Source organism: Saccharibacillus brassicae (assembly GCF_006542275.1).
GTDB classification, from domain to species: Bacteria; Bacillota; Bacilli; order Paenibacillales; family Paenibacillaceae; genus Saccharibacillus; species Saccharibacillus brassicae.
The window spans coordinates 2,205,069-2,229,887 of sequence record NZ_CP041217.1 but is presented as its reverse complement, the minus strand read 5'-3'; the positions used below and the strand labels follow the sequence as shown (position 1 = coordinate 2,229,887).

Annotated in this window: 19 protein-coding genes and 1 pseudogene; 12 read left to right on the top strand and 8 right to left on the bottom strand. The window is 62.5% G+C overall.

Features of this window, described 5'->3' with window-relative positions; all coding sequences use genetic code 11:
* Positions 1-121: 121 nt before the first annotated feature.
* The 3 genes from FFV09_RS09275 (at position 122) to FFV09_RS09265 (ending at position 6,271) form a co-directional block, all read left to right on the top strand.
* A complete protein-coding gene (locus FFV09_RS09275; protein WP_141447573.1) occupies positions 122-4,033 on the top strand; it encodes a DUF8202 domain-containing protein in 3,912 nt (1,303 codons plus the stop codon).
* 85 nt (positions 4,034-4,118) lie between these two features.
* Complete coding sequence (locus FFV09_RS09270) at positions 4,119-5,081, top strand: response regulator (protein ID WP_141447572.1); 963 nt, start codon at positions 4,119-4,121, stop codon at positions 5,079-5,081.
* Positions 5,082-5,308: 227 nt separating this feature from the next.
* A complete protein-coding gene (locus FFV09_RS09265; protein ID WP_141447571.1) occupies positions 5,309-6,271 on the top strand; it encodes a helix-turn-helix transcriptional regulator in 963 nt (320 codons plus the stop codon).
* Positions 6,272-6,391: 120 nt separating this feature from the next.
* On the opposite strand, the gene FFV09_RS09260 is transcribed toward FFV09_RS09265, so the two are convergent.
* On the bottom strand, positions 6,392-6,976 hold the full coding sequence (locus tag FFV09_RS09260) for a TetR/AcrR family transcriptional regulator (protein WP_141447570.1): 585 nt from the start codon (positions 6,974-6,976) through the stop codon (positions 6,392-6,394).
* Between the two features lie 234 nt (positions 6,977-7,210).
* On the opposite strand from FFV09_RS09260, the gene FFV09_RS09255 reads away from it, so the two are divergent.
* The 3 genes from FFV09_RS09255 to FFV09_RS09245 all read left to right on the top strand — a co-directional run bounded on the left by FFV09_RS09255 (position 7,211) and on the right by FFV09_RS09245 (position 12,055).
* Positions 7,211-10,369, top strand: coding sequence for a hybrid sensor histidine kinase/response regulator (locus FFV09_RS09255; RefSeq protein WP_141447569.1), 3,159 nt, complete (start codon positions 7,211-7,213; stop codon positions 10,367-10,369).
* 98 nt (positions 10,370-10,467) lie between these two features.
* Complete coding sequence (locus FFV09_RS09250) at positions 10,468-10,854, top strand: LytR/AlgR family response regulator transcription factor (RefSeq protein ID WP_170314978.1); 387 nt, start codon at positions 10,468-10,470, stop codon at positions 10,852-10,854.
* Positions 10,855-10,900: 46 nt separating this feature from the next.
* The gene (locus tag FFV09_RS09245; RefSeq protein ID WP_141447567.1) at positions 10,901-12,055 is read left to right on the top strand and encodes a response regulator; all 1,155 of its coding nucleotides are present in this window, start codon (positions 10,901-10,903) and stop codon (positions 12,053-12,055) included.
* Positions 12,056-12,222: 167 nt separating this feature from the next.
* On the opposite strand, the gene FFV09_RS09240 is transcribed toward FFV09_RS09245, so the two are convergent.
* The 4 genes from FFV09_RS09240 to pepT all read right to left on the bottom strand — a co-directional run bounded on the left by FFV09_RS09240 (position 12,223) and on the right by pepT (position 16,228).
* Positions 12,223-12,945 (bottom strand): DsbA family oxidoreductase, encoded by a 723-nt coding sequence (locus FFV09_RS09240; RefSeq protein WP_141447566.1) that lies wholly within the window; start codon positions 12,943-12,945, stop codon positions 12,223-12,225.
* Between the two features lie 369 nt (positions 12,946-13,314).
* On the bottom strand, positions 13,315-13,935 hold the full coding sequence (locus FFV09_RS09235; protein WP_141447565.1) for an acetate uptake transporter: 621 nt from the start codon (positions 13,933-13,935) through the stop codon (positions 13,315-13,317).
* 433 nt (positions 13,936-14,368) lie between these two features.
* Complete coding sequence (locus FFV09_RS09230; RefSeq protein WP_141447564.1) at positions 14,369-14,974, bottom strand: pentapeptide repeat-containing protein; 606 nt, start codon at positions 14,972-14,974, stop codon at positions 14,369-14,371.
* 18 nt (positions 14,975-14,992) lie between these two features.
* Positions 14,993-16,228: a peptidase T gene (pepT, locus tag FFV09_RS09225; RefSeq protein WP_141447563.1), complete on the bottom strand. Its 1,236-nt coding sequence runs from the start codon at positions 16,226-16,228 to the stop codon at positions 14,993-14,995.
* 315 nt (positions 16,229-16,543) lie between these two features.
* Between pepT and FFV09_RS09220 the strand changes: the two genes are divergently transcribed.
* Complete coding sequence (locus tag FFV09_RS09220) at positions 16,544-17,089, top strand: guanylate kinase (protein WP_141447562.1); 546 nt, start codon at positions 16,544-16,546, stop codon at positions 17,087-17,089.
* Here the strand turns inward: FFV09_RS09220 and efeB are convergent, their stop codons facing one another.
* From efeB to FFV09_RS09205, 3 genes are read right to left on the bottom strand one after another with little or no spacing between them, the layout of a single operon-like run.
* Positions 17,090-18,457, bottom strand: a complete 1,368-nt coding sequence (gene efeB / locus FFV09_RS09215) for an iron uptake transporter deferrochelatase/peroxidase subunit (protein WP_141447561.1) — start codon at positions 18,455-18,457, stop codon at positions 17,090-17,092.
* A gap of 25 nt (positions 18,458-18,482) precedes the next feature.
* Positions 18,483-19,751: an iron uptake system protein EfeO gene (efeO, locus tag FFV09_RS09210; protein ID WP_141447560.1), complete on the bottom strand. Its 1,269-nt coding sequence runs from the start codon at positions 19,749-19,751 to the stop codon at positions 18,483-18,485.
* 39 nt (positions 19,752-19,790) lie between these two features.
* Positions 19,791-21,266 (bottom strand): FTR1 family iron permease, encoded by a 1,476-nt coding sequence (locus FFV09_RS09205; RefSeq protein ID WP_141447559.1) that lies wholly within the window; start codon positions 21,264-21,266, stop codon positions 19,791-19,793.
* Between the two features lie 315 nt (positions 21,267-21,581).
* On the opposite strand from FFV09_RS09205, the pseudogene tatA reads away from it, so the two are divergent.
* The 5 genes and pseudogenes from tatA to FFV09_RS09180 all read left to right on the top strand — a co-directional run.
* A pseudogene (gene tatA, locus FFV09_RS24110) lies at positions 21,582-21,740 on the top strand (twin-arginine translocase TatA/TatE family subunit); the annotation flags it as partial.
* Between the two features lie 112 nt (positions 21,741-21,852).
* Positions 21,853-22,560, top strand: a complete 708-nt coding sequence (tatC, locus tag FFV09_RS09195) for a twin-arginine translocase subunit TatC (RefSeq protein ID WP_141447557.1) — start codon at positions 21,853-21,855, stop codon at positions 22,558-22,560.
* Between the two features lie 392 nt (positions 22,561-22,952).
* Positions 22,953-23,153 (top strand): cold-shock protein, encoded by a 201-nt coding sequence (locus FFV09_RS09190; protein WP_018976919.1) that lies wholly within the window; start codon positions 22,953-22,955, stop codon positions 23,151-23,153.
* Between the two features lie 130 nt (positions 23,154-23,283).
* Positions 23,284-23,499 (top strand): cold-shock protein, encoded by a 216-nt coding sequence (locus FFV09_RS09185; protein WP_141447556.1) that lies wholly within the window; start codon positions 23,284-23,286, stop codon positions 23,497-23,499.
* 289 nt (positions 23,500-23,788) lie between these two features.
* Positions 23,789-24,787 (top strand): beta-ketoacyl-ACP synthase III, encoded by a 999-nt coding sequence (locus FFV09_RS09180; RefSeq protein ID WP_141447555.1) that lies wholly within the window; start codon positions 23,789-23,791, stop codon positions 24,785-24,787.
* Positions 24,788-24,819: the final 32 nt, after the last annotated feature.

The window sequence follows — 24,819 nt, the reverse complement described above, 5'->3', positions numbered from 1 at the left end:
AAACCTTCCGAACCCGTCTGCGGCGCACCTATACGGGACTTGTATATTTTTTGTACATGTCCGTTTGGTAGGCTGGAGGGGAAATAGAGGATGGCTATTCAAATCGGAAAGTGGGGGAATTATGGAATTCAAAAAGTGGGGTTACGGCGTGAAACGGGGCTTCCGTTCGCTGCTGGTGGTGGCCGTCGTGATCGGTACGGCCGAAGGGGCTTTCGGAGCGATGGGCACGGCTCATGCCGCGGTCACGATCAATCCGGGCGGCGTGGCCGGACCGGTGTTGTGGATGAGATCGGATATGGACGCCGGTTCGATGAACGGAGAATCCGTGGCGTCCTGGAAAGATCAGAGCGCGTCGGCCAATAATGCGGCTCAGACCGCGGCGGCGTCACAGCCGACGTATTGGAATGATTCGGCGCACAATATCAACTTCAATCCGGTGCTGGATTTTGATCGGGACTTTTTGTCGCTTGGCATCAATACGCTGCCGCTTGGCAAAAAGGCCAGAACGGTCGCGATCGCGGCCAAAACCGATACGTTGTCCGGGATCTGCTATGTGATTGCGTGGGGAACGGCCAACAGCGTCAATACGGCCGCGGGCATGCTGAGAAACGGAAGCAAATTGGGACTGACTCCGATGAACTCTTCGACGGACCGCACCCAAACGATGTATTCCGTCGACAATCTGGCTAACGTTGAATTTCCGCATGAGCAGTTCCTGACTTGGACCGGCGGAGAAAGCGGAAACGATAACATTGCCAGATTATACAGCAAAATGAAACCTGTCGAAGAGAATAAGCCGAACGGATTCGGGCAAATCGTGCCCAAGATGTGGAATACGACCGACACGCACGGTGCGGCCATCGGCAAAGTCATTCCGGAAGGTCAAGCCGAAGGGTATTGGGACGGCAAGATCCTCGATATCATCGTATACGATCGCGCCCTGACGGATCTGGAGCGCCAAAAGGTGAGCACTTACCTGGCGATCAAGAACGGATATACAATCAGTCCGGGGGACACTTACGACGCTTCCTACCTCGATTCCGGCGAAAATAAAGTGTGGGACTCCGTACTCAACGGCTCGTACACGCACCGAATCACGAGCATCGGCAGCGATTCGGGCAGCGGCCTGAAGCAGAAGCAGGCCAAAGCGCAGGAAGCGGGCGCGGTCGTAACGGCGGCGCTGGGCACGGCCGTTCAGGAGACCAACTCGGCTAACCTCAACGAATTCGCCGCGGACTTGTCATTTTTCATTTTCGGCGATAACGGCACCGACGCGAACTACACGCAGACCATTGCCCAGACGCAGGATGTCTCGTTGAAGCGGATGGAGCGTATCCACAAAGCGGATACGACCAACTGGGGCAATCAAGCGGTCACGCTGCAGCTCGATCTTGCGCCGCGCAATGCCGCGCAGCCGGAACAGCATTATCTGGTCGTCAGCTCCCGGGAAGATTTGCAGAACCCGAGATTCCTGCCTCTGGATGCGTCGGGAAGCCTCACGCTCGGCAGCGATAAACTGGCCGACGGAGAGTTCTTCACGTTCGCCCATGTCGACAAGACGGCGCTGGACGCCAGAGTGTCTCTGATCGACGGCGAATTGACCGCAGGCAAGCTCAAAGAGAACGATTATACGCCGGCAAGCTGGTCCGATCTGGTGAATAAGCAGGCCGCGGCGAAGCTTCAACTCGGCAACCCGCTCGCTTCGCAGGCTCAAATCGACCAGGCGCTCAAAGCATTGTCCGACGCCTACGACGGCCTGAAGCTTCAGGCAGCCTCGTTTGACCGGGCGGTGCTGGAAAAAGGATCTTCCGGTTCCAGCGTGACGGTGACGCTTGATCGCGGCGTGACGTTCGGCGGCCAGGTACCGGCCGGCTTCACGGTCCGTGTCGGCAGCACCGACGTGCCGCTTCTGCCGTCGAATATCAGCGTCGATCCGCAGGACCCGACGCGGGTACGCATCAACCTGCCGGCCGATCTCGACCTGTCGAACGTCGACACGGTCGGCGTGGCTTACGACTCGGCGACGGGCAGCCTGAAAGGGCTGAACGGCGGAACGGTCGGCAGCTTCAATGAACCGGCCCACAGCGGATTCGGCGCGGCGCTGACGATCGCGCAGCCGGATACCGTAACGGGTGTCGTCTACGGCGACGAGCCGACCTTCGGCGGCATGACCGAGCCGGGAACGGAATCGCTCGACGTCGTCGTTCGCGACGCGCAGGGCCAAATCGTCACCGGCGCAGGCGGTGCGGCGGTTATCGACCCGTCGACCGGCGCCTGGAACCTGGCTTCGAAGCAGTCGCTGCCGCCGGGCACGTACACGGTTGAAGTGACCGCGAAGAAGAACGGGCAGGTCGCGGTGAAGACCCGCACGTTCACAGTCGTCGACAAAACGGCGCTTCAGCAGCGCCGTGACATCATCATCGGCGAGGATCTGAAGGGTTCGGCCTACACGCCTTCGACGTGGAACGAACTGCAGGGCGCGCTGGATGAAGCGGCGCAGGTCCTGGGCGACAAGACGGCGACGCAGGCCCGGATCGATGCCGCGCTGAACCGTCTGAACGCGGCTCGCTCGGGGCTGACGCTTGTGCCGGTCGAGCCGACGAACCCGACCAACCCGACTACTCCGGTTACGCCGCCGCCGTCCGTCCCGATTCCGTCTTCGCCGCCGCCGGTACCTGCGGCGCCGAACAAGCAGATTATCTCGGTAGACGTGGCGGCCGGCTCGGAAGGGCTGACGGATCTGACGCGGGTCGAGCTGGAACGCACGACGAACGCGGACGGGTCGCTGAGCGACCAGGTGACGTTCACGCCGGCCAAAGCGCAGGAAGCGATCGGCAAAGCGCTGGCCAAAAACGATCCGACCGCGCGGATTCTTATTCCCGATCCGACCGACGCGATCGGCGAAGTCAACGTCAATCTGCCGCAGGCAACGATCGCGCTGCTGACCCGCAGCGGCGTGAATCTGGAGATCCACAACCCGAACGGCACGGTCGTCGTACCGGCCTCTTCGCTCGAAGGGGTGTCCGGCGACCTGTACTTCCGCCTCGTACCGATCAAGCAGCCGCAGCAGCGGCAGCAGGTCGAGAATCGCGCCGTGACCGAACAGGTCGTGCGCGAGCTGAGCGGCAACAAAGCGGCAACGGTTGCCTCGCGTCCGATGACGATCGAGACCAATCTGTCGAGCCGTCCGGTGACGCTCGTACTGCCGCTGGACGCGGCAAAACTGCCGGAGAACGCGGCGCAGCGCGCCGACTTCCTGCGGGAACTGGGCGTGTATATCGAACACAGCGACGGCACCAAGGAAGTGGTACGCGGCGAAGTCGTGACGATGGACGCGGCGGCGGGCGGCAAGCTCGGCCTGCGCTTCGGTATCCAGAAGTTCAGCACGTTCACGATTGTGCATCTGGCCGAAGCGGCGCACCATGACGCGTATATCCAGGGGTATACCGACGGCACGCTGCGTCCGGATCAAGGCGTGATCCGGGCCGAGATGGCGGCGATGCTGAGCCGTCTGGGCCAACTGCAAGCGGCCTCCGGTACGCAAGCGGCCGCCTTCTCCGATCTGCGGAGCGGCTATTGGGCCGGCGATTACGTCGGTCAGGTCACGGCAGCAGGCTGGATGAAAGGGTACACGGACGGCAGCTTCAAGCCGGACGGCGCGATTACCCGCGAAGAAATGGCTTCGATCGCGTTCAACTACTTGGGCTTGAAGGCAGGCAGTTCGACCGGCGGGTTCCCGGATGTCCGGGCGAACGGCTGGTCCGGCGGCCTCATCGCCGCCGTACAGAGCGAAGGTCTGATGTCCGGCTACCCGGACGGCACGTTCCGTCCGCAGCAGGCGCTGACGCGGGCCGAAGCGGTCACGATCTTGAACCGGCTGTTCGACCGCGGACCGCTGCACGGCGCGGAAGGCGCGACATGGCCGGACGTATCGGCTGCGCACTGGGCTTACGGCGATCTGATGGAAGCTTCGCTGGATCACGATTATGCCAAGCGCAGCGGCGGAGGCGAAGATTGGGTGGCTGCCGACTGAAGATTGACGACCCTGTCCGGAACTTTCCGGGCAGGGTCTTTTTAACAAATCCGACATCAGGAAACGAAAGAAAGGAAGCGGTCATATGAAAGCGCTGCTGGTCGACGACGAAAGATTGGCGCTGCTGCGGTTGAAAAGCATGCTGGAGCAGGAGGAAGGGGTGCGGATCGCCGGCGTGTTCAGCGATGGCAGCCAGGCTCTGGAAGGGATACGGGAAACGGCCCCGGATATCGTCTTTCTCGATATCGGCATGCCCGAAATCGACGGATTGGAATTGGCTTCCCGGATTCGGGCCGCGGACGCTTCGGTCGATATCGTGTTCACAAGCGGCTCCGTCCGGCATGCGGTCGAAGCGTACGAATATTATCCGCTGGATTATATGAGAAAACCGATCGACCGCCAGCGGCTCAGCCGAACGCTCGACCGGGCCCGGCATCGTTTGACGGCGGAGATCCGCGAAGGGACCGACGAGGCCGGGCAGCCCGGACTGCGCTGCCTGGGGCCGCTTCAGGTCAACCGCCCCGGGCGCGGATCGGGTTACCCGAAATGGCGAACGACCAAAGCGCAGGAACTGTTCGCTTACCTGCTGCACAACCGGGGACGGATGGTCGGCCGGGACACGCTGTTCGAACTGCTGTGGCAGGGATTCGAGCCGGAACGGGCGGCGTCCCAACTGTACAATACGATCTATACCGTCCGCGCGGTGCTCAAGGACGAAGGACTTGACCTTACGCTGTCCAAAGGCGGTCCGGCGGCAGGCTACCGGCTGGAGACGGGCCCGGTGAAACTCGACGTCGAAGACTGGGAAGAAGGGCTTGCGGCCCTGCCGCCGATCGGGCCGGAGACGGTCGGGCTGCACGAAGCGTCTCTGCGCGGCTACACGGGCGATTATCTGGCCGAACTGGATTACGCGTGGGCGAACAGCGAGCGCGAGCGGCTGCGGCGGCTCTGGATGGCGCATGCGCGGCAGTTAAGCCAGTTCTATCGCGCGCAGCGGATGCGCAGCGAAGAAGAAGCGGTCGCGCATCGGCTGCACCGCTTCAAATAGCCGGTCGCGCCCGGGGTTCCGGCGGACAGGCCGAACAGGATAAGGGCATAAGGGGGATAAGGGCGGCGCCGATTTTTGGCGCTCGCCCTTTTGGGCGCAATCGGGTATAACAGACAGGGAAGGCAAGCTGCCGGATTGAGGTGCGATCGAGGTCTGATCAAGGTGTGATTGAGATGCGATCAAGGCCCGATCGTGACATTTTCGGCTTGGCGAAGGAGGAACCCTGTGTGAACAAGACCGATCGCATGCTGGCGATCCTGCTGCGGCTGCAGCGCAGCGGAACGCTGAGGGCGGAAGATCTGGCCGAAACGTTCGAGACGAGCGTCAGAACGATTTATCGCGATATGCAGGCTTTGAGCGAGGCGGGCGTTCCGCTGCTGGGCACGCCCGGCAGCGGCTACTCGTTAATGGAAGGATATTTCCTGCCGCCGGTGATGCTGACTGCGGACGAAGCGCTGGCCGCGCTGATCGGCGCCGACTTCACCGCGCGGCATTTTGGCGGACGCGTGCGTCTCGGTTCGGGTTCTTTTCGCGAAAAGATCGAAGCCGTGCTGCCGCCGGACCTGCGCCGCGACGTGGAGCAGCTGCGCGAAACGACGCGGCTCCTGATCGAAAACGTCTCGGCGGCGGACGAAGAAGAATTCGAACGGACGGAGCTGCTGCGCCGGGCGGTGCTGGAGCGGCGCAACGTCCGGTTCGGCTACACCAAAGTGGGAGACGAAGCGCCGACAGCCGCGGAAGCGGCATCCGCATCCGCTTCGCGTACTGTGTCCCCCTACGGTCTGGTCTGGATGCGGGGCGCCTGGATGCTGATCGCCTACTGCCATGCGCGCGAAGCGATCCGGCATTTTCGCGTGTCGCGGATGGAGCGGCTGGCCGCGCTCGACGAAACGTTCCGCCTGCCCGACGATTTTCGGCTGTCCGATTACCGGGCACCGGATGATCGCTCGATGCGGGCTATCGTCCGGGCGAACGCCGCGGCGGCCCGGATGGTGCGGGAGCAGCGGCCGTATTACCTGGAGAGCGCCGAAGCCGACGGAGCGGATTGGCGGCTGCATTTTCGTATGCGCCGGAACGAGGATCTGCTGCCGCTGCTGCTCTCGCTCGGATCTTCCGCCGAAGTGATCGAACCGCCGGAGCTGAGAGAGCGGCTGCGCGAAGAACTTCGATCCATGCTGAAGCGATACTGAGCGAGAGCCCTGCGAAGCGATGCGGGATCAAAAAAGCGAACGGCCGCGAAGATCGCGCCGTTCGCTTTTTTGATCCCGCTTCTTGGATCGGAACAGCTTGAACGCGGCTCCGATCCGCCTTCATTCCGCGGCCGGGAAGCGCTCCACGATCATCGATTCCAGCAGCGCGTACGCTTTTTCCAGATCCAGCTCCGGCCTAAGCATTTTCTGGAGCGCCAAGCCGTCGAAGCAGGCGAGCAGAACCGCGGACAGCGCTTCGCGTTCTTCCGCCTCGATGACGGGGAGCGCGGCCTGCAGCACGCCGGAGATGCCGCCCTGCCCGACCCGCAGCAGCTCCGCGATCTCTCCGGCAAGCTCGGGGCTGCGCAGCCCCAGCGCGAACAGCTCGTAGCGCAGCTTGTACCATTCCGGCCGATGCGCGTCCGCGTCTTCGCCGGTCTCCGGCAGCGGCGGCGCGGCGGCGTCCGGCCCGGCGTCCCGCTCGGCGGACAGCCCTCCGAATTCCGCTTCGTACCGCCGGCAGCTTTCGCGCACGACTTCGTGCAGAATTTCTTCTTTGGTCTTAAAATAGTAATGAACCAATCCGGGCGCGGCCAATCCGGCTTCCGCCGCGATCTCCTTGATCGACGCGTCCGAATAGCCCCGGCTCGCCATGGCCCGCGCCGCGGCTTCGACAATTTGTTTTTTTCTCGGATTTTCTCTCATGCCGTTCCTCCTTAGGGCCCGAATCTTCGCTGCATTTAGCCTAGCAGGTCGTCTGCCGCTCCGCAATCCGGCGCGCGGACGCCGGACGAACACGGGGAAATCGCAGCGGCCCCAACGAATTTTCGCCGGGGTATTCACAAAAAAAGCCCCGCTTCCGAAAAAAGGGAAACAGACGTTTTTTAAATAACGGTCCGGACCTTCAGCGCCGTTCCGCAAGGAAAAGAGAACGAATACATGCTAAAAAAATGGTTGATCCTGCTTCTTGGCTCCTTTTTGGTCCTGATCGTGCCGGCGATCGGCCTGTTCAACACGATTTCGGCGCAGCAGGGCGCGCCGGAAGCGTCGGACGGCAGGCTCGATCTGAGCGGCTGGGATTACGCGTCCCGCGGAGCCGTCTCGTTAAGCGGCGAATGGGAATTTTACCCCGGCGTCCTGCTGGGTCCCGGCGATTTTTCGGGCACCGAAGCCGGGCGGACGATCCTGCGCGTTCCGTCTGCCTGGAATCGGGCCATGCCCGGCGGGGCGATCGGGATCGGCACTTACCGGCTGGTCGTCGAGCTGGGCCGCGAGACGAACGAGGATTACGGCCTGCGCGTCGCCAACGTGCGCATGGCGAGCCGGACTTACCTGAACGGCGAAGAGATCGGTTCGAGCGGCGTACCGGCCGCGACGCCGGAGGCGGGCATTCAGGCCAATCTGCCGTATACCGGATTCACGCGTCTCTACGGTTCGCAGGCGGAACTGATCGTGCAGGCCGCGAATTTCAGTTACGCCTCGGGCGGAATCGTCGATACGATCGATTTCGGGCCCGAGAACGTCATCCTGCGCGAAGAGCAGAGCGACTGGATTCGGGACTTCGTCGTATTGTGCGGATTTTTGCTGCCCGGCCTGCTGTTTCTGCTGCTGTACGTGCTCCATAAAAGAGAGCTGCCCCAACTTTTTCTCGGGTTGTTCTGCATGCTGGCGGTGCTGTACATTTTGACCCACGGCGAGAAAATGATCGGTTTTCTGCTGCCGGAACTGCCTTACGCGGCCGTCATGAAGCTGCAGGCGGTCTCGGCCAACCTCATCTATCTCATGCTGGTGGCCTACATGTACGTACTCATGCCCGGCACGGTGCACCGAACGATGCTGCGGGCTTACGCGGTGCTGTCGTTCGGCGGCGCGTTCGCGGCGCTCGTGCTGCCGATGGCGATCTTCTCGCACGTCGAGGCGACGCTGTTCACGGCCGCGCTGATCAGCATCGCCTATACGATGCTCGTCACGTTCCGCTGGGTCAGCCGGCAGCCGGAAGATGCGAATCTGGTCGGGCTCGGCCTGTTGGCCATCTCCATGTTCATCCTGATGATGGTCATCGGACAGGTGACGGGGCTGGACATCAGCCGCTTGGCGATCTACGAATTGGTGCTGTTCGTGCTTGCGCAGACGGTGCTGATCATTCGCCGGTTCGTCCGCGCGTTTGCCGACGTCGAGCGGCTGTCGAAACGGCTGCTCACGCTGGACGGGCTCAAGGACGAGTTCATGGCCGATACGTCGCACGAGCTGAGAACGCCGCTGCACGGCATTATCAATATCGCGAGGTCGATGCTGGAAGGTGCGGCGGGACCGGCTTCGAGCAAGCAAAAAGAAAATCTGGCGATCATCATGACGACGGGGCAGCGGTTATCGCGGCTCGTCGACGACCTGCTGGATTTCTCCCGCCTCAAAGAAGGCCGAATCCGCCTGGCCGCCCGCCCGCTGTACCTGTCTTCCGTCGTACAGTCGGTCATGGAGGTCGTCGCCTACACGCTGGACGGCAAGCCGATCTCGGTTCGGCAGGAATGCCCGGACGATCTGCCGTGCGTGCGCATGGACGAAGACCGGCTGCGGCAAATTTTGTACAATTTGCTCGGCAACGCCGTGAAATACACGGAGCGGGGCGAGATCTGCGTCCGCGCGTCGGCGTCGGGCGATTGGGTGACGGTCGAGGTGTCCGACACAGGCGTCGGTATCGAGCGCAAGCGCTGGCCGGACATTTTCCGCCGGTTCGAACGGGCGGAAGAGACGGAAGGGCTGCGGGGAGCCGGTCTCGGCTTGAGCATTACGCGGGAACTGGTGGAACTCGGCGGAGGCCGGATCTGGTTGGAATCGGAGCCCGGCGCGGGCACGACCTTCTTCTTCACGCTGCCGATCTCGGCCGAGACGCCGGATAGCGGCGAAGAAGACCGTCTGGTGAGAGCGGGAAGCGGCCTCGAAGCGCAGTCCGTCATACCGGACCCGCTTGACCGGTTCCGTTCGCCGCGGGCGCGGCCCGAAACGTCGGCATTCTCCGGGCTGTCTGGCCGGTCCGAAACGGCCGAAGCATCCGGCACGACCGGCGCGGATCAACCGGACGAAGCGGCTGCGCCGGTCGGCGACGCGGGCCGGATTCTGATCGTCGACGACGATCCGGTGAACCGGCGCGTGCTGCTCAACCTGCTGGCGACGGTCGGCTGCGACGTCTCGGCCGTATCCGGCGGCGCCGAAGCGCTCGCTTTTCTCGACGTCCATCCCGATATCGAGCTGGTCGTCACCGACTGGATGATGCCCGGCATGTCCGGGCTTGAGCTCAGCCGGGAGCTGCGCAGCCGCCGTTCGCTGGCCGAACTGCCGATTCTGCTGCTGACCGCGCGCGGGCTTCCGGAAGACGTGCGGGCCGGCTTCGACGCGGGCGCGAGCGATTTTCTCGGCAAGCCGGTCGACGCCGGCGAGCTGCGCGCCAGAGTGCGCACGCTGATCGGCATGCGCCGCGCGGCCGAAGAAGCGGTCCGAACGGAAATGGCTTTTTTGCAAGCCCAAATCAAGCCGCATTTCCTGTACAATGCGCTTAACGTCATTATCGCCACCTGCCCGGTCGATCCCGACAAGGCGACCGAGCTGCTGATCGAGCTGAGCCAGTATTTGCGCGGCAGCTTCGATTTCCGCAATCGGGACCATCTCGTTCCGCTGCACAAGGAACTGGAACTGGTCCATTCGTATATCGCGCTGGAGCAGGCCCGCTTCGAAGAACGGCTGTCGTTCGTCTGCGAGACCGACGATCTCGTCGGCGTGTTCGTGCCGCCGCTGAGCATTCAGCCGCTGGTCGAGAACGCCGTCCGCCACGGCATCATGCAGCGCGCCGCGGGCGGCGTCGTCCGCCTGGAGATTCGCGACAACGGCCGGTCGGTCTCCGTCCGCGTCGAAGACAACGGCGTGGGACTCGGGCCGGAGGCGTTCGGCGAGATCATGGCCGGACGCCGGGGCGGCGTCGGCCTGCGCAATATCCATCGCCGGCTCTCCGCGCTGCACGGCGCTTCACTGCACCTGGAAGAGCGGCCTGCCGGCCGCGAAGGCACCGCGATCGGCTTCGAACTGCCGAAGGATGCCGGGCTCTAAGGCCGGATTCCGGCTTGTTCAGAAAATGTTCAGCCCTGTCCGTTATGCTGGTTGCAGCGGACGGATACGTCCGCGTTCCCGGGAAAGGGCTGAGAAATTTGCGGATCTATATATTGGACAGCGACGAAAGGTCCTCCCTGCTGACCGCCCGAATGTTGGAAGAATATACCGACATCGACCTGCTCGGCTGTTCGGGAGACGCGTCCCCGGGATTGCAGGAAGTCGCCCGGCTTGAGCCCGATGCCGTATTCATCGACACGAAGCTCGGCTGCATCTCCGGGCTTGCGGCTTCCGAACGGCTGCTGCGCGAGTTCCCCCGCCTGCGCGTCGTCTACGTGACGGCCAGCCGGGAGTACGCGGTCGAAGCGTTCGAGCAGCGGGCCTTCGACTATTTGATCAAACCCCTGACGCGAGAAAGGCTGGCGCGGACGGTTGTCCGGCTGCGGCATTCCTGCGAAAACGCTTTGTGGCGCCAGGAAGACTAGGCGTTCGCGGATATAGACAAGTCATACACAACAGGAGTGAGTAGGCATGCGGGCAATGCTGATCGACGACGAAAAGCCGGCTTTGATGCACTTGGAGCGCCTGTTGCGAACAGACGGACGGATCGAGCCGGCCGTTCTGTGCACGTCGGCGCGCGAAGGGCTCGAACGGCTGGAACAGGAAGCGGTAGATGCCGTTTTTCTGGATATCGGTATGCCCGAGATGAACGGCCTCGAAGCGGCGGAGTATATCCAGCAGGCCCGCCCCGGCATCGCGATCATCTTCGTGACCGCCTATTCCGATTACGCGGTGGAAGCGTTCGATCTGCAGGCGATCGATTACCTGCTCAAGCCGATCGGCACGCCGCGCCTGCAAAAAGCGATTGACCGGATCGTGCCTTCCGTTCAAGCCAGACAGGCCGCCGGTGTCCCTTCGGCGCCCGTCTCTTCGGCGGCGGACGAAGAGCGGCCGCCTGCGGACATCCTGACTTTTCGCCGCCTGGAACTGGTCGATCCCGAGTCCGGCGACGTTCGTGCGATCAAATGGCGCACGGCGAAGGCGCAGGAACTTTTCGCCTACCTGCTGCATCAAGGCGAGCAATGGGTGCGGCGCGACGAGCTGATCGACCTGCTCTGGCCGGACGCCCCGATCGATAAATCGGCGGCGTATCTGCACACGTCCGTCTACCAGCTGCGCAAGATGCTCAAAGAGTGGAATCCCCGGCTGCAGCTGGAATACCGGCAGGAGAGTTACCGCCTGCTGCGCGGCGGGGCGTCGTCCGACGCCGAGCTGTTCGAGCGCGGCAGCGAACAACTGCCCCGCGACGCGGCCGGGCGAATGTCCGGCCTGCAGCGGCTGCTCGCCATGTGGCGCGGCGGATACCTGGAGCAGCACGACTACGGCTGGGCCGAGAACCGGGCCGACGAGTTGAAGAGGCTGCGTCTGCGCCTGACGCTGGAGCTGGCCGAACGGGAGCGGGAAAGCGGCAGTCCGCAGGAAGCGATCCGCCGCCTGAGCGCGCTTCAGGGCGAGGAACCGTTCGCCGAAGACGTCTGCCGGGAGCTGATGCGGTCCTGCGAGGCGGCCGGAGACAAGCGGCAGGCGCGCGAACATTATCTGTCGCTGGAGCGCCTGCTGCAGGAAGAACTCGGCGTCAGGCCGGAGTCGCAGACGGAACGTCTGTACGAGCGGATCCGAAGCTGAATATCGCGACGCACCCCAAAAAGCCCCGATGACCGCAGCTGCGGTCATCGGGGCTTTTGTCTGGCTTATGCGGCGCCGCGCGGCAGGCAGCCAGTCAGGCATCCGGCTCCGTAAACGGAACGCCTGAGCCTGCCTGGCCCGGACCGTCAGCACGCCTGCAAGCGGGCTTACTCCGACTTGGCCTGCGGCACCGCGCACGAACCGTCCGAGCAGCCTTCGGCATCGCCGTCGTCCGCGCCGAGCACGGTCAGCGGCGAACGTTCGCCCCAGGCGCGGGTCAGCGCCTGATCGAACACTTCGTCCGGCTGCGCGCCGGATACGGCGAACTTGCCGTCGAGCACGAAGAACGGCACGCCGCGCACGCCGAGCTGCGTCGCTTGTTCTTCGTCCGCCCGGACGTTTTGGGCATAGGCGTCCGAGTTCAGCACGCCGAGCACTTCGTCCTTGTCCAGGCCCGCTTCGGCCGCAAGCTTCGCGATCTCTTCGGGATCGCCCAGGAAGGCGCCTTCGGTGAAGTAAGCCTGCATCAGGCGTTCGGTCACGGCCTGGGACAGCCCTTTCTCCGCCGCGAAATGCGCGACGCGATGCGCATCGAACGTATTCGTGTAGCGCATCCGGTCGAAATCGTAATGCAGGCCGACGCCGTTGGCCGCTTCGCCGACGCTGTGGTTCGAAGCGATCGCCTGTTCGCGGCTCATGCCGTACTTGCCGGCGAGCAGATCGTGAATATCGCCTTCGATATGCACATGGGCATTGGGGTCAAGTTCGAAGCTCTTATAGACGACTTCGACCTGATCCTGATGCGGGAACCGCTCCAGGGCGTGTTCGAGGCGGCGCTTGCCGATATAACAGAACGGGCAGACATAGTCCGACCAGACTTCGATTTTCATGGGAAAAACTCCTTTTGCCGCTGCATGCGGACGGCGCGCTTACGCTCCTCTAGGGATCGGGCAGCGCGCGGCGTTCCGCAGGAATGGCTATGATTTGCTTACTTAACATCATTATAGTTACATTTAGTAAGTAAATCAAGCCTTTTCGTGAAAAGAAGAGCTTCCTACACTGTTCTGACCCTGTTCCGGCGTTGTTCTGACCCTGTTCCGACCCTGTTCTGAAGCTTTTCCGGCGCCAAGCGGCTGCGTCCGCCGCGCGTCGCCGCAGCCGCAGCAGGTCCGTACACGCAGCACGCGGCAGGCTGAACGCAAAAATCCCGCTTCGCGCACATACGCGAAGCGGGACGGTCGAACCTTTGCCTGTTCCGGTTAAGGACGGGGCTTGAAGATGCCGAACGGTCTGCCGATCGGCAGGAACTCGCGGCCGAAGTGCGCGTTGAGCACGTTGGCGCCGCAGCCGTACAGCGACAGCAGGCCGATCGCCATTTCCGCGTAAGCGGCGAGCTGGTGGAAAAATTCCGGAGCGCCGAACGCGTCGAACGTCAGGCCGAGGAACAGCACGTCGATCAGGCAGAAGATGAAGAACAGCACTTTGTTCGTCTCCATCGCCCCGATCGTCATGAACAGCGTGAAGACCAGATAGCCGCCGAAGGCGAAGCCGAGCTGCTTGCCGTCGACAGACCCGGCCAGTTCCGGTCCGAACGTGCCGAGTTTGATCATCCAGTTGGCCGCCATCGCGAACCAGAAAAACGCGTACGCCGCAAAAGCGGTCATGCCGAACGTATTGTCGTGCTTGGCGTCCTGGATCGCGGCGAACAACTGGGCGCAGGCGCCCAGGAAAACGGCCCAGGCTGCAGCGTAACCGAGACCTTCCGTCAGTCCGAGCTTCTGCGACGAAGCGACGAGCGTGACGATGGCCAGACCGAACAAGCCGATGGCGCCGGGATCGGCGGTAGTGATTTTGACGTGGGTAGGGGACGGGTGATTCATGATTCTGTTATTCCTCCAACAATGCAAGATAGAAAGCGGATAAGGCCCGGAGCTTTACGTTCCGTGTAGAACTCAACTGACCTATTGTACTCGAAAAGAAAGCCGAAATGAATATGGAAAGTCATGTTTCTACGAAAAAATTTCGGGAATCGGCAGCGGGAAGAAAGTGGATGCGCTTACCGGACCCGCGATTCGAAAAAACGGCTGTCTGTGGTCCGGACGAAGAGACGCCTTTCGCCCACCCGGTTCGCGGACACGCCAAAAAACCGCCGGCCGAAGCCGGCGGTCTGGAACAGGCAGCCAAGTGCTAGCGATCACGACGGACTCCGGCGTGCTCCGGTCGTGCTCCGGTTCAGTCCCGGAACAGGAAGTCGATCTGCTCGATCCGCTGCGGCGTCAGCGCGTCGCCGGGCGTCTTGAGATTGGCGTCGCTTTAATCGACTTTGGCCCCGTAGGCGCGCATGAACAGGACGGCCTGCTCGCGGTCCATACGCACGTTTTTGACGTCCAGCGATTTGAAATCGACGCCGTCGAGAATCGCTTCGCGCAGATCCGCGCCCTGCAGCTTCGCTCCGGCCAGCACGCAGCGGGTCAGGTCGGCTCCGCGCAGATCGGCTTTTTGCAGGCTGGTCTGCGACAGATCCGCTTCGAAAAAGCGCGCTCCGCGCAGATCCTGCCGGTCCAGCCGCGTCTGCCGCAGATTCGTGTACGACCAGTCGCCGCGCACGACCGTAAAGCCGTCCAGCTTCGCGCCCGCGAAGTCGGACCCGGTCATCTTGCAGCTGTCGAACTTGGCCGCGAACAGATTCGCTTCCGTAAACTTGCAGTTCTCGAACGCGGAATCGGTATGGATCGATCCGTTCATCGAAGCGCCGCGAAAATCGCATTCGGTGAACCGGCAGCCTGTCGTCAGAATCTCTTCCATCGAACCGTAGGCGAAGCGGCAGCGGACGAACGTGCAGTTGACCAATTCGCCGTCGCGCATCTCCTGCGAGCCGAAATCGACGTCTTCGTATTCGCGATTTTGATATTCGAACATGTCGATGGCGCCTCCCGTCTAGGCCCGGCGCTCGAACGCCTGGACGACTTCCAGAATGACTTCGGTCGCTTTGACCATGTTGTCGGCGGAGACGAACTCGTAACGGCCGTGGTAGTTTTCGCCGCCGGTGAAAATGTTCGGCGTCGGCAGGCCCATGTACGACAGCTGCGAGCCGTCGGTGCCGCCGCGGATCGGACGGATGTCCGGCTCGATGCCGAGCTTCTTCATCGCGTCGCCGACCAGGTCCACGATCTCGATCACCGGTTCGATTTTCTCGCGCATATTATAGTACTGATCGCGCAGCTCCAGCAGCACGTTCTCGTCGCCGTACGTCTGACGGAACTCGCCGGCGATACTTTCCATCAGCTTTTTGCGCGCTTCGAAGCTGCTGCGGTCGAAATCGCGGATGATGTACGACAGCGTCGCCTGATCCGTTCCCCCGTTCATGTCGAGCAGGTGGAAAAAGCCTTCGTAGCCTTCCGTGAATTCCGGCGACTCCTGCTCCGGCAGGCGGCGGTGGAACTCCATCGCGATCTTGGCGGCGTTGATCATTTTGCCTTTGGCCGTGCCCGGATGGACGCTCACGCCTTTGATCGTCACTTTGGCGGCCGCCGCATTGAAGCTTTCGTACTCCAGTTCGCCGAGCGGGCCTCCGTCCATCGTATAGGCGTATTTCGCGCCGAACGCTTCCACGTCGAAGCGCTGCGGGCCGCGCCCGATCTCTTCGTCCGGCGTGAACGCCACGCGGATCTTGCCGTGCTTCAGTTCGGGATGCGCGATCAGATGATTCAGGGCAGTCATGATCTCGGCCATGCCCGCTTTGTCGTCGGCGCCGAGCAGCGTCGTGCCGTCGGTCGTCACAAGCGTATGGTCGACGTAGTGCGTAAGCTCCGGGAAGTCGCGCGGGGAGAGCACGATGCCCAGTTCGCGGTTCAGCACGATGTCTCCGCCGTCGTAGCGCTCGACGATCTGCGGATTGACGTTGGCGCCGCTCAGTTCGGTCGCCGTGTCGAGGTGGGCGAGGAAGCCGATGACGGGCACGTCGCTTTTGTCGGTTTTGGCTTCGAGCGAAGCCATGACGTAACCGTTTTCGTCGAGCGTGATTTCGGTAAGTCCCATTTCTGTCAGCTCGCGTACGAGCTGCTCGGCCAGCTTCATCTGTCCCGGCGTGGACGGGCAGGTCTCGCTGTCTTCGTTGGACTGGGTATCGAAACGGGCATAGCGGTCGAGACGTTCGATCAGCTCTTTTTTCATGGATGCAAAGCCTTCTTTCCGTGGGCCGTCTCCGGCGGGCCGAAGAAGCGGACGCCTCTCGCCCGGCAAAAGGGAGCAGGCGCGCTTCGGCGCGGCATTCCGACCGGATCGGCGCTTCGATTTGGCGGCCCGGCTCGCACGCAAGCATGCGGCGGGCACGCGCATACCGTTAGTTTATCATGAAAAAGGCTTTCGAAAAAAGCGCGGCCCGGCTGGCGATTTGCGTCCGAACGTGAGAAAATACACCGTGCATCTTATCAGACCGAAATCGCAGAAGCCGCGCTTCCCGCGATTTCGGTATTCGGAGGTTGGAACATGAACGTATCACTGGTTGTTTTTCAAGGGCCGAGCGCTTCGGGCAAAAGTACGCTTCAAGCGCTGCTGGGGCTGCCCCGCATCGTGACCTGGACGTCGCGGGCGCCGCGCGCAGGCGAGCTCGACGGAGTCGATTACCATTTCGCGCCGCGGCAGACGCTTGAGCGGATGAAGGACGCGGGAGACATGCTGGAGACGAGCGAATACCGCGGCCACCTGTACGGCACGTCGCTCGCTTCGATCGAAGGAACGGCCCGCGGCGCGGGGCTGCGTTCGATCGTGCTCGACGCAAGCGGAGCCCGCGTCGCCCGGGCGCTGCTCGGCGAGCGCGCGCTGCTGCTCGGCGTGGCCGCTTCGCGCGCCGAATGCGAAGCGCGCCTGCTGGCACGCGGGTCGGACGCCGCGCAGATCGCGGCGCGCCTCGCCGGATACGACGAAGAGATCGCGGCCTTGAGCGGCTGCGACCTCATCGTGCGAAGCGGGGACGGCGCCCTGGAGCGGGCGGGCGAGATCGTGCAGGCGCTGCGCCCGCTGCTCGGCGCCTAGCTAGCCTTCCAGCAGGCGCTGCCCCACGTATTCGCCGGGCTTCCAGCCGCCCGGACAGGCGAACAGGCCGCTCGCGATATGCACGGTATATTCGTTCAATTTGTCCATTTGGCTCATCAGCCGCAGCATCGGCACGAACTGCTTGTCCGGGTCGCGCTGGTAGCTGAGGAACAGCAGTCCGGCGTCTACATTGCCGGTCCGGGCGTCGATCCCGCCCGTATACGAATAGGCCCGGCGGTGCATCTGCGCACCGTCTTGTTTGGCCAGGCGGACATGGGAGTCCGCGGGCAGTTCGCCCGGCGAGACGGTATCGAATTCGCCCGTCTTGCCGTAGGCCGCGCCGGAGTCTTTGCGCCGGCCGAACGTGTCTTCCTGGTCCTTGAGCGAGGAACGGTCCCACACTTCCAGCAGCATGCGGATTTTGCGGTAGGCGAGGTAGCTGCCGCCCCGCATCCAGTCCGGCTCGTCTTCGCCGCACCAGACGACGTCGCCGTAGCCGGCGCCGGAATCGTGCAGCGCGTTGGCCGTGCCGTCCTTGAAGCCGAACAGGTTGCGCGGCGTGCTGCCCGGAGGCGAGCTGATGAAGCCTTCCTGCATCCACAGCACCGAGGCGGTAAAAGCCGACAGCCGGATCAAATTGCGCGCCGCGTGAAAAGCGACCTGTTGGTCTTCCGCGCACACCTGCACGCAGATGTCCCCGCCGGACAGCGCTTCGTCGATCCGGTCTTTCGGCATGCGCGGAATGTCGCGCAGATGCTTGGGCGCCCGCGCCGCAAGGCCGAACCGATCCTGTCCGCCCTGCGCGAACAGGGAAGGGCCGAACCCGAACGTGACGCTGAGCTTCGCGGCCGGAAGGTCGACGCTTTCGCCGCTGTCGCTCGGCGGCAGCAGGCGCCCGTTCGCTTCGACGGCGGAAGCGCCGCCCGTGCTGAGGTCGCAAAAGCGGGTCCAGTCCCGCAGCAGGCCGATCAGCGTCTTGCGATCGGCTGCCGTCACCTTGAAGCCGACCAGATACATATAGGTCTGCTGCGGGGTGACGATGCCGGCCTGGTGTTCGCCGTAGAAGTCCAGCCGCTCGTTCGCGGCCGCCGCCGATTCTCCGCCGGCCGCGGCCGGAGGGGCTTCCGCCGCTCCGAACATTTTCAGGATGGCGCCGAGGCCGCTTGCGCCCAGCGCGATCCCGCCGCCCGCGGCGGCGGACATTTTGAGCATTTCCCGCCGCGTGTAGCCTTTTCCCGAACGGCCCGAACCGCCCGTTTCGCTTGCTCCTGCGGCTTCGCCTGCCTTCGCGTCTTGCGCCGAATGATTCCCGTCTGCGCGTTCGGTGCCGCGTTCGCCGTCTGCCGGTTCGTGCTTCGTATGCTTCATCTTTTCGTCCTCCGCTCCGTGGCGCCTACAAGATTTTCGCCGTTTGCGACATCAGTTCCGACAGTTGGGACAGCTGATCGCTCAGTTCCCGGATTTGTTCCGTCTTGAGATCGGTGTAGAGCGCATAGCTGCCGTCTTTGTTATATTGGGCCAGCGTCTCTTCCATCGTACGGAACTGTTGGTCGAGCTGGTCCGCCAGCTCCCGGTGTCCGTCGTTCAGCGCCGGGATCATCGCGAAGTAGACCGCTTTGGAGCCTTCCACGTTCGCGGCCAGATCGACAAGGTCGGTATGCGAATACGTCTCTTCCTCGCCCGTAATCTTCGAGGTTGCCGCTTCGTTCAGCAGTTCCATCGCGCCGGCGACCATCGCTTCCGGTTCGAGCTTGAGGTCGGCGATTTTGGCTTGCAGCGCTTTGACGTCCGTCATGAGCAGATCCGCGTATTTGCCCTGCCCTTCCAGCGAACCGTCTTCCCACAGCGCACGTTCGATCCGGTGAAAGCCGGTCCACTGTTCTTCGTTCTCCACGTCCGGCAGCCGCGCGTCGATCTTCGGATCGAGGTCGCCGAGGCTTTCCGCGATCGGTTCGATATTTTCGTAATAGGTGCGGGAGATGGGGTAAGCGGTTTTGGCCGCTTCGATATTGCCCGCTTTGACCGCGTCGGCGAACACCTGCGTCTCTTCCACGAAGCGGTCCGTCTGCTCGCGTACGTATTTCTCGTAGCCGGAGACGGCCTCGGCGAGCACTTCGGAAGCGGCGGCGTCGGTCTTTTTGGCCGTCAGCAGGTCGTCCAGAGCACCCTGCAGCTTGCCGGCGTTGTCGGTCAGCGCAGCGTAATCCATTTTGTCATAGGCGGAAGCGGAAAAGATCGGCATCTCGTATTTCTCCACTTCGGTGTACAGCAGCGGGAAGCGGTCGCGCACCGTGTTCTCGTAGGAGAGCCACAAATCGTTGATCGATCCGCTGAGTTTTTTGACTTTGGCGTCGTCTTTGGCGGCGAGCGCCGCCTGGAATTGCGTCGTCTCGTCCTTCATCTTCTGCGCGCCCTGCCGCACCGCTTCGTCGGCTGCGCGATCTGCCGCGGCGTCTGCGGTGTCGGCCGGTGCCGACGCTTCGGAAGCCGGTTTCTCGGCGGCTGCCGGAGCGGTCTGCGTGCTTGCGGCCGTGTCTTCCGCGGCGGCGCCGCAGGCGCTCAGCGCGAGCATCGCGACCAGAGCGGCCGAAGAGAGGATGGCGAACGGGAGCTTGCGGCGGGACGTCGGTTCGTTATTTTTGATCGGGTGCAGATGGGTCATGGGGGTACCTCCGTAAATGGAATAGGAAAAAAAGCGGGATCAGGCCGCCCGGCGGCTTCTGCGGGGCAGCAGCGGACCGAGATAGGCGGCCAGCGCGGCGGACAGAAGCAGCAGTTGGGGCAGCGTGCTGTACCATGAGGAATACAGGCTGATCGACGGGATCGACGGCAGGTAACTTTCGGTCGTGGACGGAATCAGGCCCGCCATCTGCAGGCTGTGAATGCCCGAGCCGAGAAATTTGAAGCCCAGATAGAACACGACGACGCTTGAAATGAGGAAAAAAGGTCTCAACGGCAGCCGGTCGCCCAGCTTCAAGATGACGACGGCGACGACGATCAGCACGCCGAATCCGGCTCCGATCCCCAGCAGCAGTTCGCGTCCCGGCATCCGGCCGGCGAGGCCGATCAGGAAGATGACGGTCTCCAGTCCTTCGCGTACGATCGCGAGAAAAGCGAGCAGCGCAAGCGAAAACGTCCACCCGCCCGAAAGGGCACGGCGGCTGCCTGCTTGCAGCTTCTCGTTCCAGCGCCGGATATCGGAGCTGCGGTGCAGCCAATACCCGACGTACAGCAGCATGGCGGCGGCCGCAATGCCGGTCCAGCCGTTCAGCAGCGAGTTGCCCGCCCCGAACACGGAAGCGGACAGCAGCAGCGAGACGCCGGCGCCCGCCGCGACCGAGAACAGTAGGCCGGCCGCCGAACCGGCGACGATCCAGCGCTGTCCGCGCGCGGAGCCGGACTTGCGGACGAAAGCGAGCAGCGAGCCGACGACGAGCAGCGCTTCAAGTCCTTCCCGGATCGGAATGAGCGCCGCGTCGATCCAGCTGTAGCCGGCGTCGGCGAGCGGCGTCAGCGCGGCGATCATGTTGTCGAGCAGCGGCACGGCCCGGTCGATCTGGTCCGGATCGTCCAGGTAGGCGGGCAGCAGCACGAGATCGCGTTCGGTATTCGCGTAGACGGAAGCCGAACGGCCGACGACTTCGCCTTCGACGGCCAGCCACAGGTTCTGCAGCTCCCGCGCTCCGCGGGCCGCGCCGTCCGGATCGCCGGCTTCGATCGCCGATTTGACGCCGCCAAGCTTCGATAGGTAAGCGCCGAGCGTCATGCGGGTACGGCCTTCGTTGTCGGCGTAGGCGCCTTCGTCGTAGCTGACGAGCGCGAGGCGCAGCGCTTCAAGCTTCGAGCGGATCTCGCCGGGATCGCCGCCGACATAGGCCAGCGACACGTCGGCGATCCCGCTGCCGATTTCGGCGGAAAGCGCCGCGGAGTCGGCTTTGGCGCCCTGCTTGCTGCGGGCCCACCACGACTTGACCGGCGCGAAGCTGGCTTTCGAGGCTTCCGCGTCGCCGCTGCGGAGCTGAAGCAGGGCTGCGTCCACGGCCGCGAGCGCGTCGGCCGGGGCCGGCGCATCGCCGGCAGCCGAAGCGTGCCCGCCGAAGATGCCGAGCAGCAGAAGCAGCGCCAGCAGGACGGCCGGGACACGAACGCGGACAGGAATCAGAAACGGGATGGACATGGACGAATCTTCCTTTCCGGGTAACGCCTCGTTCGTTGTATTCATTTTGATAATGATTATCATTTGGTTAAAAGTAACTCTGAGTATAGAAGCGCGGAAGACGGTTGTCAATGTCAAAAAATTAGCAGGTACGTCCGGGGTGAGCGGGAAGACAAAGCCCATAACAGCAACGATTACAGCCGAATATCCACCGAAACGGTTTTCCGTTTTCGTGGGGAAGATTTAAGTTTGACAAGGGCTTTCGCGCGCTCTATACTGAGTTTATTTCGCTTAGGTGATAATCATTATCAATTATGTAAAACGGAGGCGTTGACTATGGCTTTTGGGCCGGGAAGCATTGCGGTCGTAGTAGGGGTGGCCTTGTTGGTGTTCGGTCCGAAAAAGCTGCCGGAGCTGGGGCGTGCGGCCGGAGAGACGCTGAAGGAATTCCGCAGCGCGACGCGGGGACTCGGAGACGACTCCGCCAAGGATTCGGGCGCGGCCGCACGCAAATCGGCCGAAGCGGCGCCGACGGTTGCCCTGTCGAAAGAGCCGGTTGAAGGCGAAGGCGGGGGAGGACGGCCCGACTCTCCCTGACGAGGCGCGCATGGGACTGCTGGATCACGTGGTCGAGCTGCGTCGGCGCCTGCTGGTATGCGCGGGCGTTTTTCTCGCGCTGTTCGTCGGCGGGTTCTTCGCGGCGCCTCCGGTCATCGGCCTGCTCGAACGTTCCGGCGCGGAGCTCGGCGTGTCGCTGCACGTGTTCCGCGTGACGGACGCGCTCTCCATTATGGTGCAGGCCGCGTTCTGGTTCGCCGCGGTGTTGATTCTGCCGCTTGCGCTGCATCAGACGTGGCAGTTCGTCAAGCCGGGGCTGTACGGAGCCGAACGCCGCGCGATCCGGCTGCATATTTTTGCGATCTTCGCGTTGTTCCTGGTCGGGGCGGCGTTTGCGTACGAGATCGTGTTTCCGGTCATGCTGCGCTTTATGTTCGGGCTGACGGCGGAGTTGGGACTTGAGCCGGTGATCGGCATTCGCGAATATTTCGACTTCATGCTGCGGCTTGTCGTTCCTTTTGGCATCCTGTTCGAACTTCCGCTTCTATTGACGCTGCTGACCCGGCTCGGGATCGTGACTCCGGCTTCGCTGCGGCGTATCCGCAAGTACGCGTATTTGGCCCTGCTGGTCGCCGCCGGCTTCATCGCTCCGCCGGACGCGCTGTCGCTGCTGATCGTGACGCTGCCGCTCATCCTGCTGTACGAGGCGGGGATCGGCATCAGTTCGCTGGCTTACGGAAAAGTCCGGAGTTCGTAATTTCGCCTCGCCGGATCGGAAGCGATTGTCGGGGCGGGAGAGCCTGCCGGTTCCCCTGAATGCGAGTGCGAAAAGCAAAAAAGTGCAGAGGGCTTTTTCCCAGGTCCGGCGTGGCTTAAAGCGAGCGTCCAAGCTAAAATTCGGGCAAAATTATCGAAAAAAATGGCGGAAACGTTTGCTTTTGGGGAAAGGCTGTGGTAATATTTTAGGTAACAGCGAATATGAATATGCCCCCTGATTTCACATATTGGAAAGGGTTGTCATGTATGGGTTATGGAACCTTTTCCAATGTGTGATTTTTTTATATCCCCACGGAGCATAAAAAATGCATGTTGACCGGACTTGGATCATCTCCAAAGCTCCGGAATCAAAATTTTTGGAGGTTTTCTCTCATGGAAACAGGAACAGTAAAATGGTTTAACGCAGAAAAAGGTTACGGCTTTATCGAAGTAGAAGGCGGAAGCGACGTATTCGTTCACTTCTCCGCTATCCAAGGCGACGGTTTCAAAACCCTCGACGAAGGCCAACGCGTAGAATTCAACATCGTTGAAGGCAACCGTGGACCACAAGCTGAAAACGTAACTAAACTGTAAGAACTCAATGAACGGACTGCTCTTAACCATGCGTTGGGGGCAGTCCTTTTTCACTTGGAGACAACTTTTTAACGATTAACATATACCGGGACCGGCTGCGGCCCCTATCAAATGCGGGGAGGCATCGAGCATGTATTTTCGTAAAAAACAGGACGAGGAACTTGTGAAAGAAAGCACCGCGGTATGGACTTGCGAGCAGGAAGACTGCAAGGGCTGGATGAGAGACAACTTTTCGTTCGAGGATGAACCGAAGTGTCCGATCTGCTCGTCTTCGATGAAACGGGATACGAAAATGCTTCCGGTGCTGGCCAATCCGACCGGAGATCCTAAAGCGCAGAACAAGTAAGACCGGCAGACCGGTCGAAAGCAAGCGCCATACATGAGTTCATTGAAGACCCAACATCAAATCGTTTTCGGTACGAATCGCTCTTTTTGAGCCTCGAACCGGAAGCGATTTTTTTTGTTTGGGCGTGTGAATGAAGGTTGGAACGGCCGAAGCGCGGCGAATGTGAGAAACCGCGCGGACCGTCCGTCGTATAATGAAGACAAAACCCGAAGCGGTCGGCCGCCGATCACGAATTCGCGGCCGGCAAACGCCGGAGGGTGGGGTCAGATACTCGGTAGGGGGAATGGTTATGGAAGCGCGTCATGTCAAAATTACGGGAACGGGACGGTATTTGCCGGGAGTCGGCATATCGGCCGCACAGATCGACGACAGGCTGGGGACCGAACCGGGCTGGGTCATGCGCAAGACGAGCGTGGCCAACCGGCATTTCGTCGGCGCGGAGACCGCTTCGCAGATGGGTGCGGAAGCGGCCCGCGAAGCGCTGGAGAGAGCCGGACTGGCTTTTGCCGATATGGACTGCCTCGTCTGCGCAAGCGGTACGATGGAGCAGCCGATTCCGTGCACGGCCGCGCTGATCCAGCGCGCGCTGGGCGAAGAAGAATCCGGCGTGCCGTGCTTCGACATCAATGCGACCTGCCTGAGCTTCGTGACCGCGCTCGACACGCTGTCGTATCTCGTGGACGCGGGCCGCTATCGCCGGGTGCTGATCGTGTCCAGCGAGATCGCGTCCAAAGGGCTGAACTGGTCCGACAAAGAAAGCGCGGCGCTGTTCGGCGACGGAGCCGCCGCCGCGGTCGTGGAACGCTCCGCTGCGGGCGAGCCTTCGCGCATCCTGCATGCCCGGATGACGACGCACAGCGCAGGCGCGCGCCATTCGGAGATCCGGGGCGGAGGCAGCGGCCTGCCGTCTGCGTCCTACAGCTCCGCTGCGGCCGCCGATTACCTGTTCTCGATGGACGGCGAAGGCATCTTCCGCCAGGCTTCGCGCCTGCTGCCGGCGTTCATGCAGGAACTGCTGGGCGGCGCCGGCTTGTCCATGGCCGACTTCAAGCTCGTCGTGCCGCATCAGGGCAGCGTGATGGCCATGCGGCTGCTTCAGCGCAAGCTGGGCATCAGCGAGGAGCAAATGCTCTATATCGCGCCGCATTACGGCAACGTCATCGCCGCTTCGATTCCGCTCGGGCTGGACCGGGCCGTGCGCGAAGGTCGGCTGGAACGCGGCGACAACGTGCTGTTGGTCGGCACGTCGGCCGGGCTGTCGCTCGGCGGGATCGCGCTGGTCTATTGAGGCGCGCGGCGCATGGACACGCGGGGCGACGG

Excerpts from the sequence above, each read along its gene's own strand:
- FFV09_RS09275 (WP_141447573.1), top strand. The coding sequence starts at position 122 with ATGGAATTCAAAAAGTGGGGTTACGGCGTGAAACGGGGCTTCCGTTCG.
- FFV09_RS09270 (WP_141447572.1), top strand. The coding sequence starts at position 4,119 with ATGAAAGCGCTGCTGGTCGACGACGAAAGATTGGCGCTGCTGCGGTTG.
- FFV09_RS09260 (WP_141447570.1), bottom strand. The coding sequence starts at position 6,976 with ATGAGAGAAAATCCGAGAAAAAAACAAATTGTCGAAGCCGCGGCGCGG.
- FFV09_RS09255 (WP_141447569.1), top strand. The coding sequence starts at position 7,211 with ATGCTAAAAAAATGGTTGATCCTGCTTCTTGGCTCCTTTTTGGTCCTG.
- FFV09_RS09245 (WP_141447567.1), top strand. The coding sequence starts at position 10,901 with ATGCGGGCAATGCTGATCGACGACGAAAAGCCGGCTTTGATGCACTTG.
- FFV09_RS09240 (WP_141447566.1), bottom strand. The coding sequence starts at position 12,945 with ATGAAAATCGAAGTCTGGTCGGACTATGTCTGCCCGTTCTGTTATATC.
- FFV09_RS09235 (WP_141447565.1), bottom strand. The coding sequence starts at position 13,935 with ATGAATCACCCGTCCCCTACCCACGTCAAAATCACTACCGCCGATCCC.
- FFV09_RS09230 (WP_141447564.1), bottom strand. The coding sequence starts at position 14,974 with ATGTTCGAATATCAAAATCGCGAATACGAAGACGTCGATTTCGGCTCG.
- pepT (WP_141447563.1), bottom strand. The coding sequence starts at position 16,228 with ATGAAAAAAGAGCTGATCGAACGTCTCGACCGCTATGCCCGTTTCGAT.
- FFV09_RS09220 (WP_141447562.1), top strand. The coding sequence starts at position 16,544 with ATGAACGTATCACTGGTTGTTTTTCAAGGGCCGAGCGCTTCGGGCAAA.
- efeB (WP_141447561.1), bottom strand. The coding sequence starts at position 18,457 with ATGAAGCATACGAAGCACGAACCGGCAGACGGCGAACGCGGCACCGAA.
- efeO (WP_141447560.1), bottom strand. The coding sequence starts at position 19,751 with ATGACCCATCTGCACCCGATCAAAAATAACGAACCGACGTCCCGCCGC.
- FFV09_RS09205 (WP_141447559.1), bottom strand. The coding sequence starts at position 21,266 with ATGTCCATCCCGTTTCTGATTCCTGTCCGCGTTCGTGTCCCGGCCGTC.
- tatC (WP_141447557.1), top strand. The coding sequence starts at position 21,853 with ATGGGACTGCTGGATCACGTGGTCGAGCTGCGTCGGCGCCTGCTGGTA.
- FFV09_RS09190 (WP_018976919.1), top strand. The coding sequence starts at position 22,953 with ATGGAAACAGGAACAGTAAAATGGTTTAACGCAGAAAAAGGTTACGGC.
- FFV09_RS09185 (WP_141447556.1), top strand. The coding sequence starts at position 23,284 with ATGTATTTTCGTAAAAAACAGGACGAGGAACTTGTGAAAGAAAGCACC.
- FFV09_RS09180 (WP_141447555.1), top strand. The coding sequence starts at position 23,789 with ATGGAAGCGCGTCATGTCAAAATTACGGGAACGGGACGGTATTTGCCG.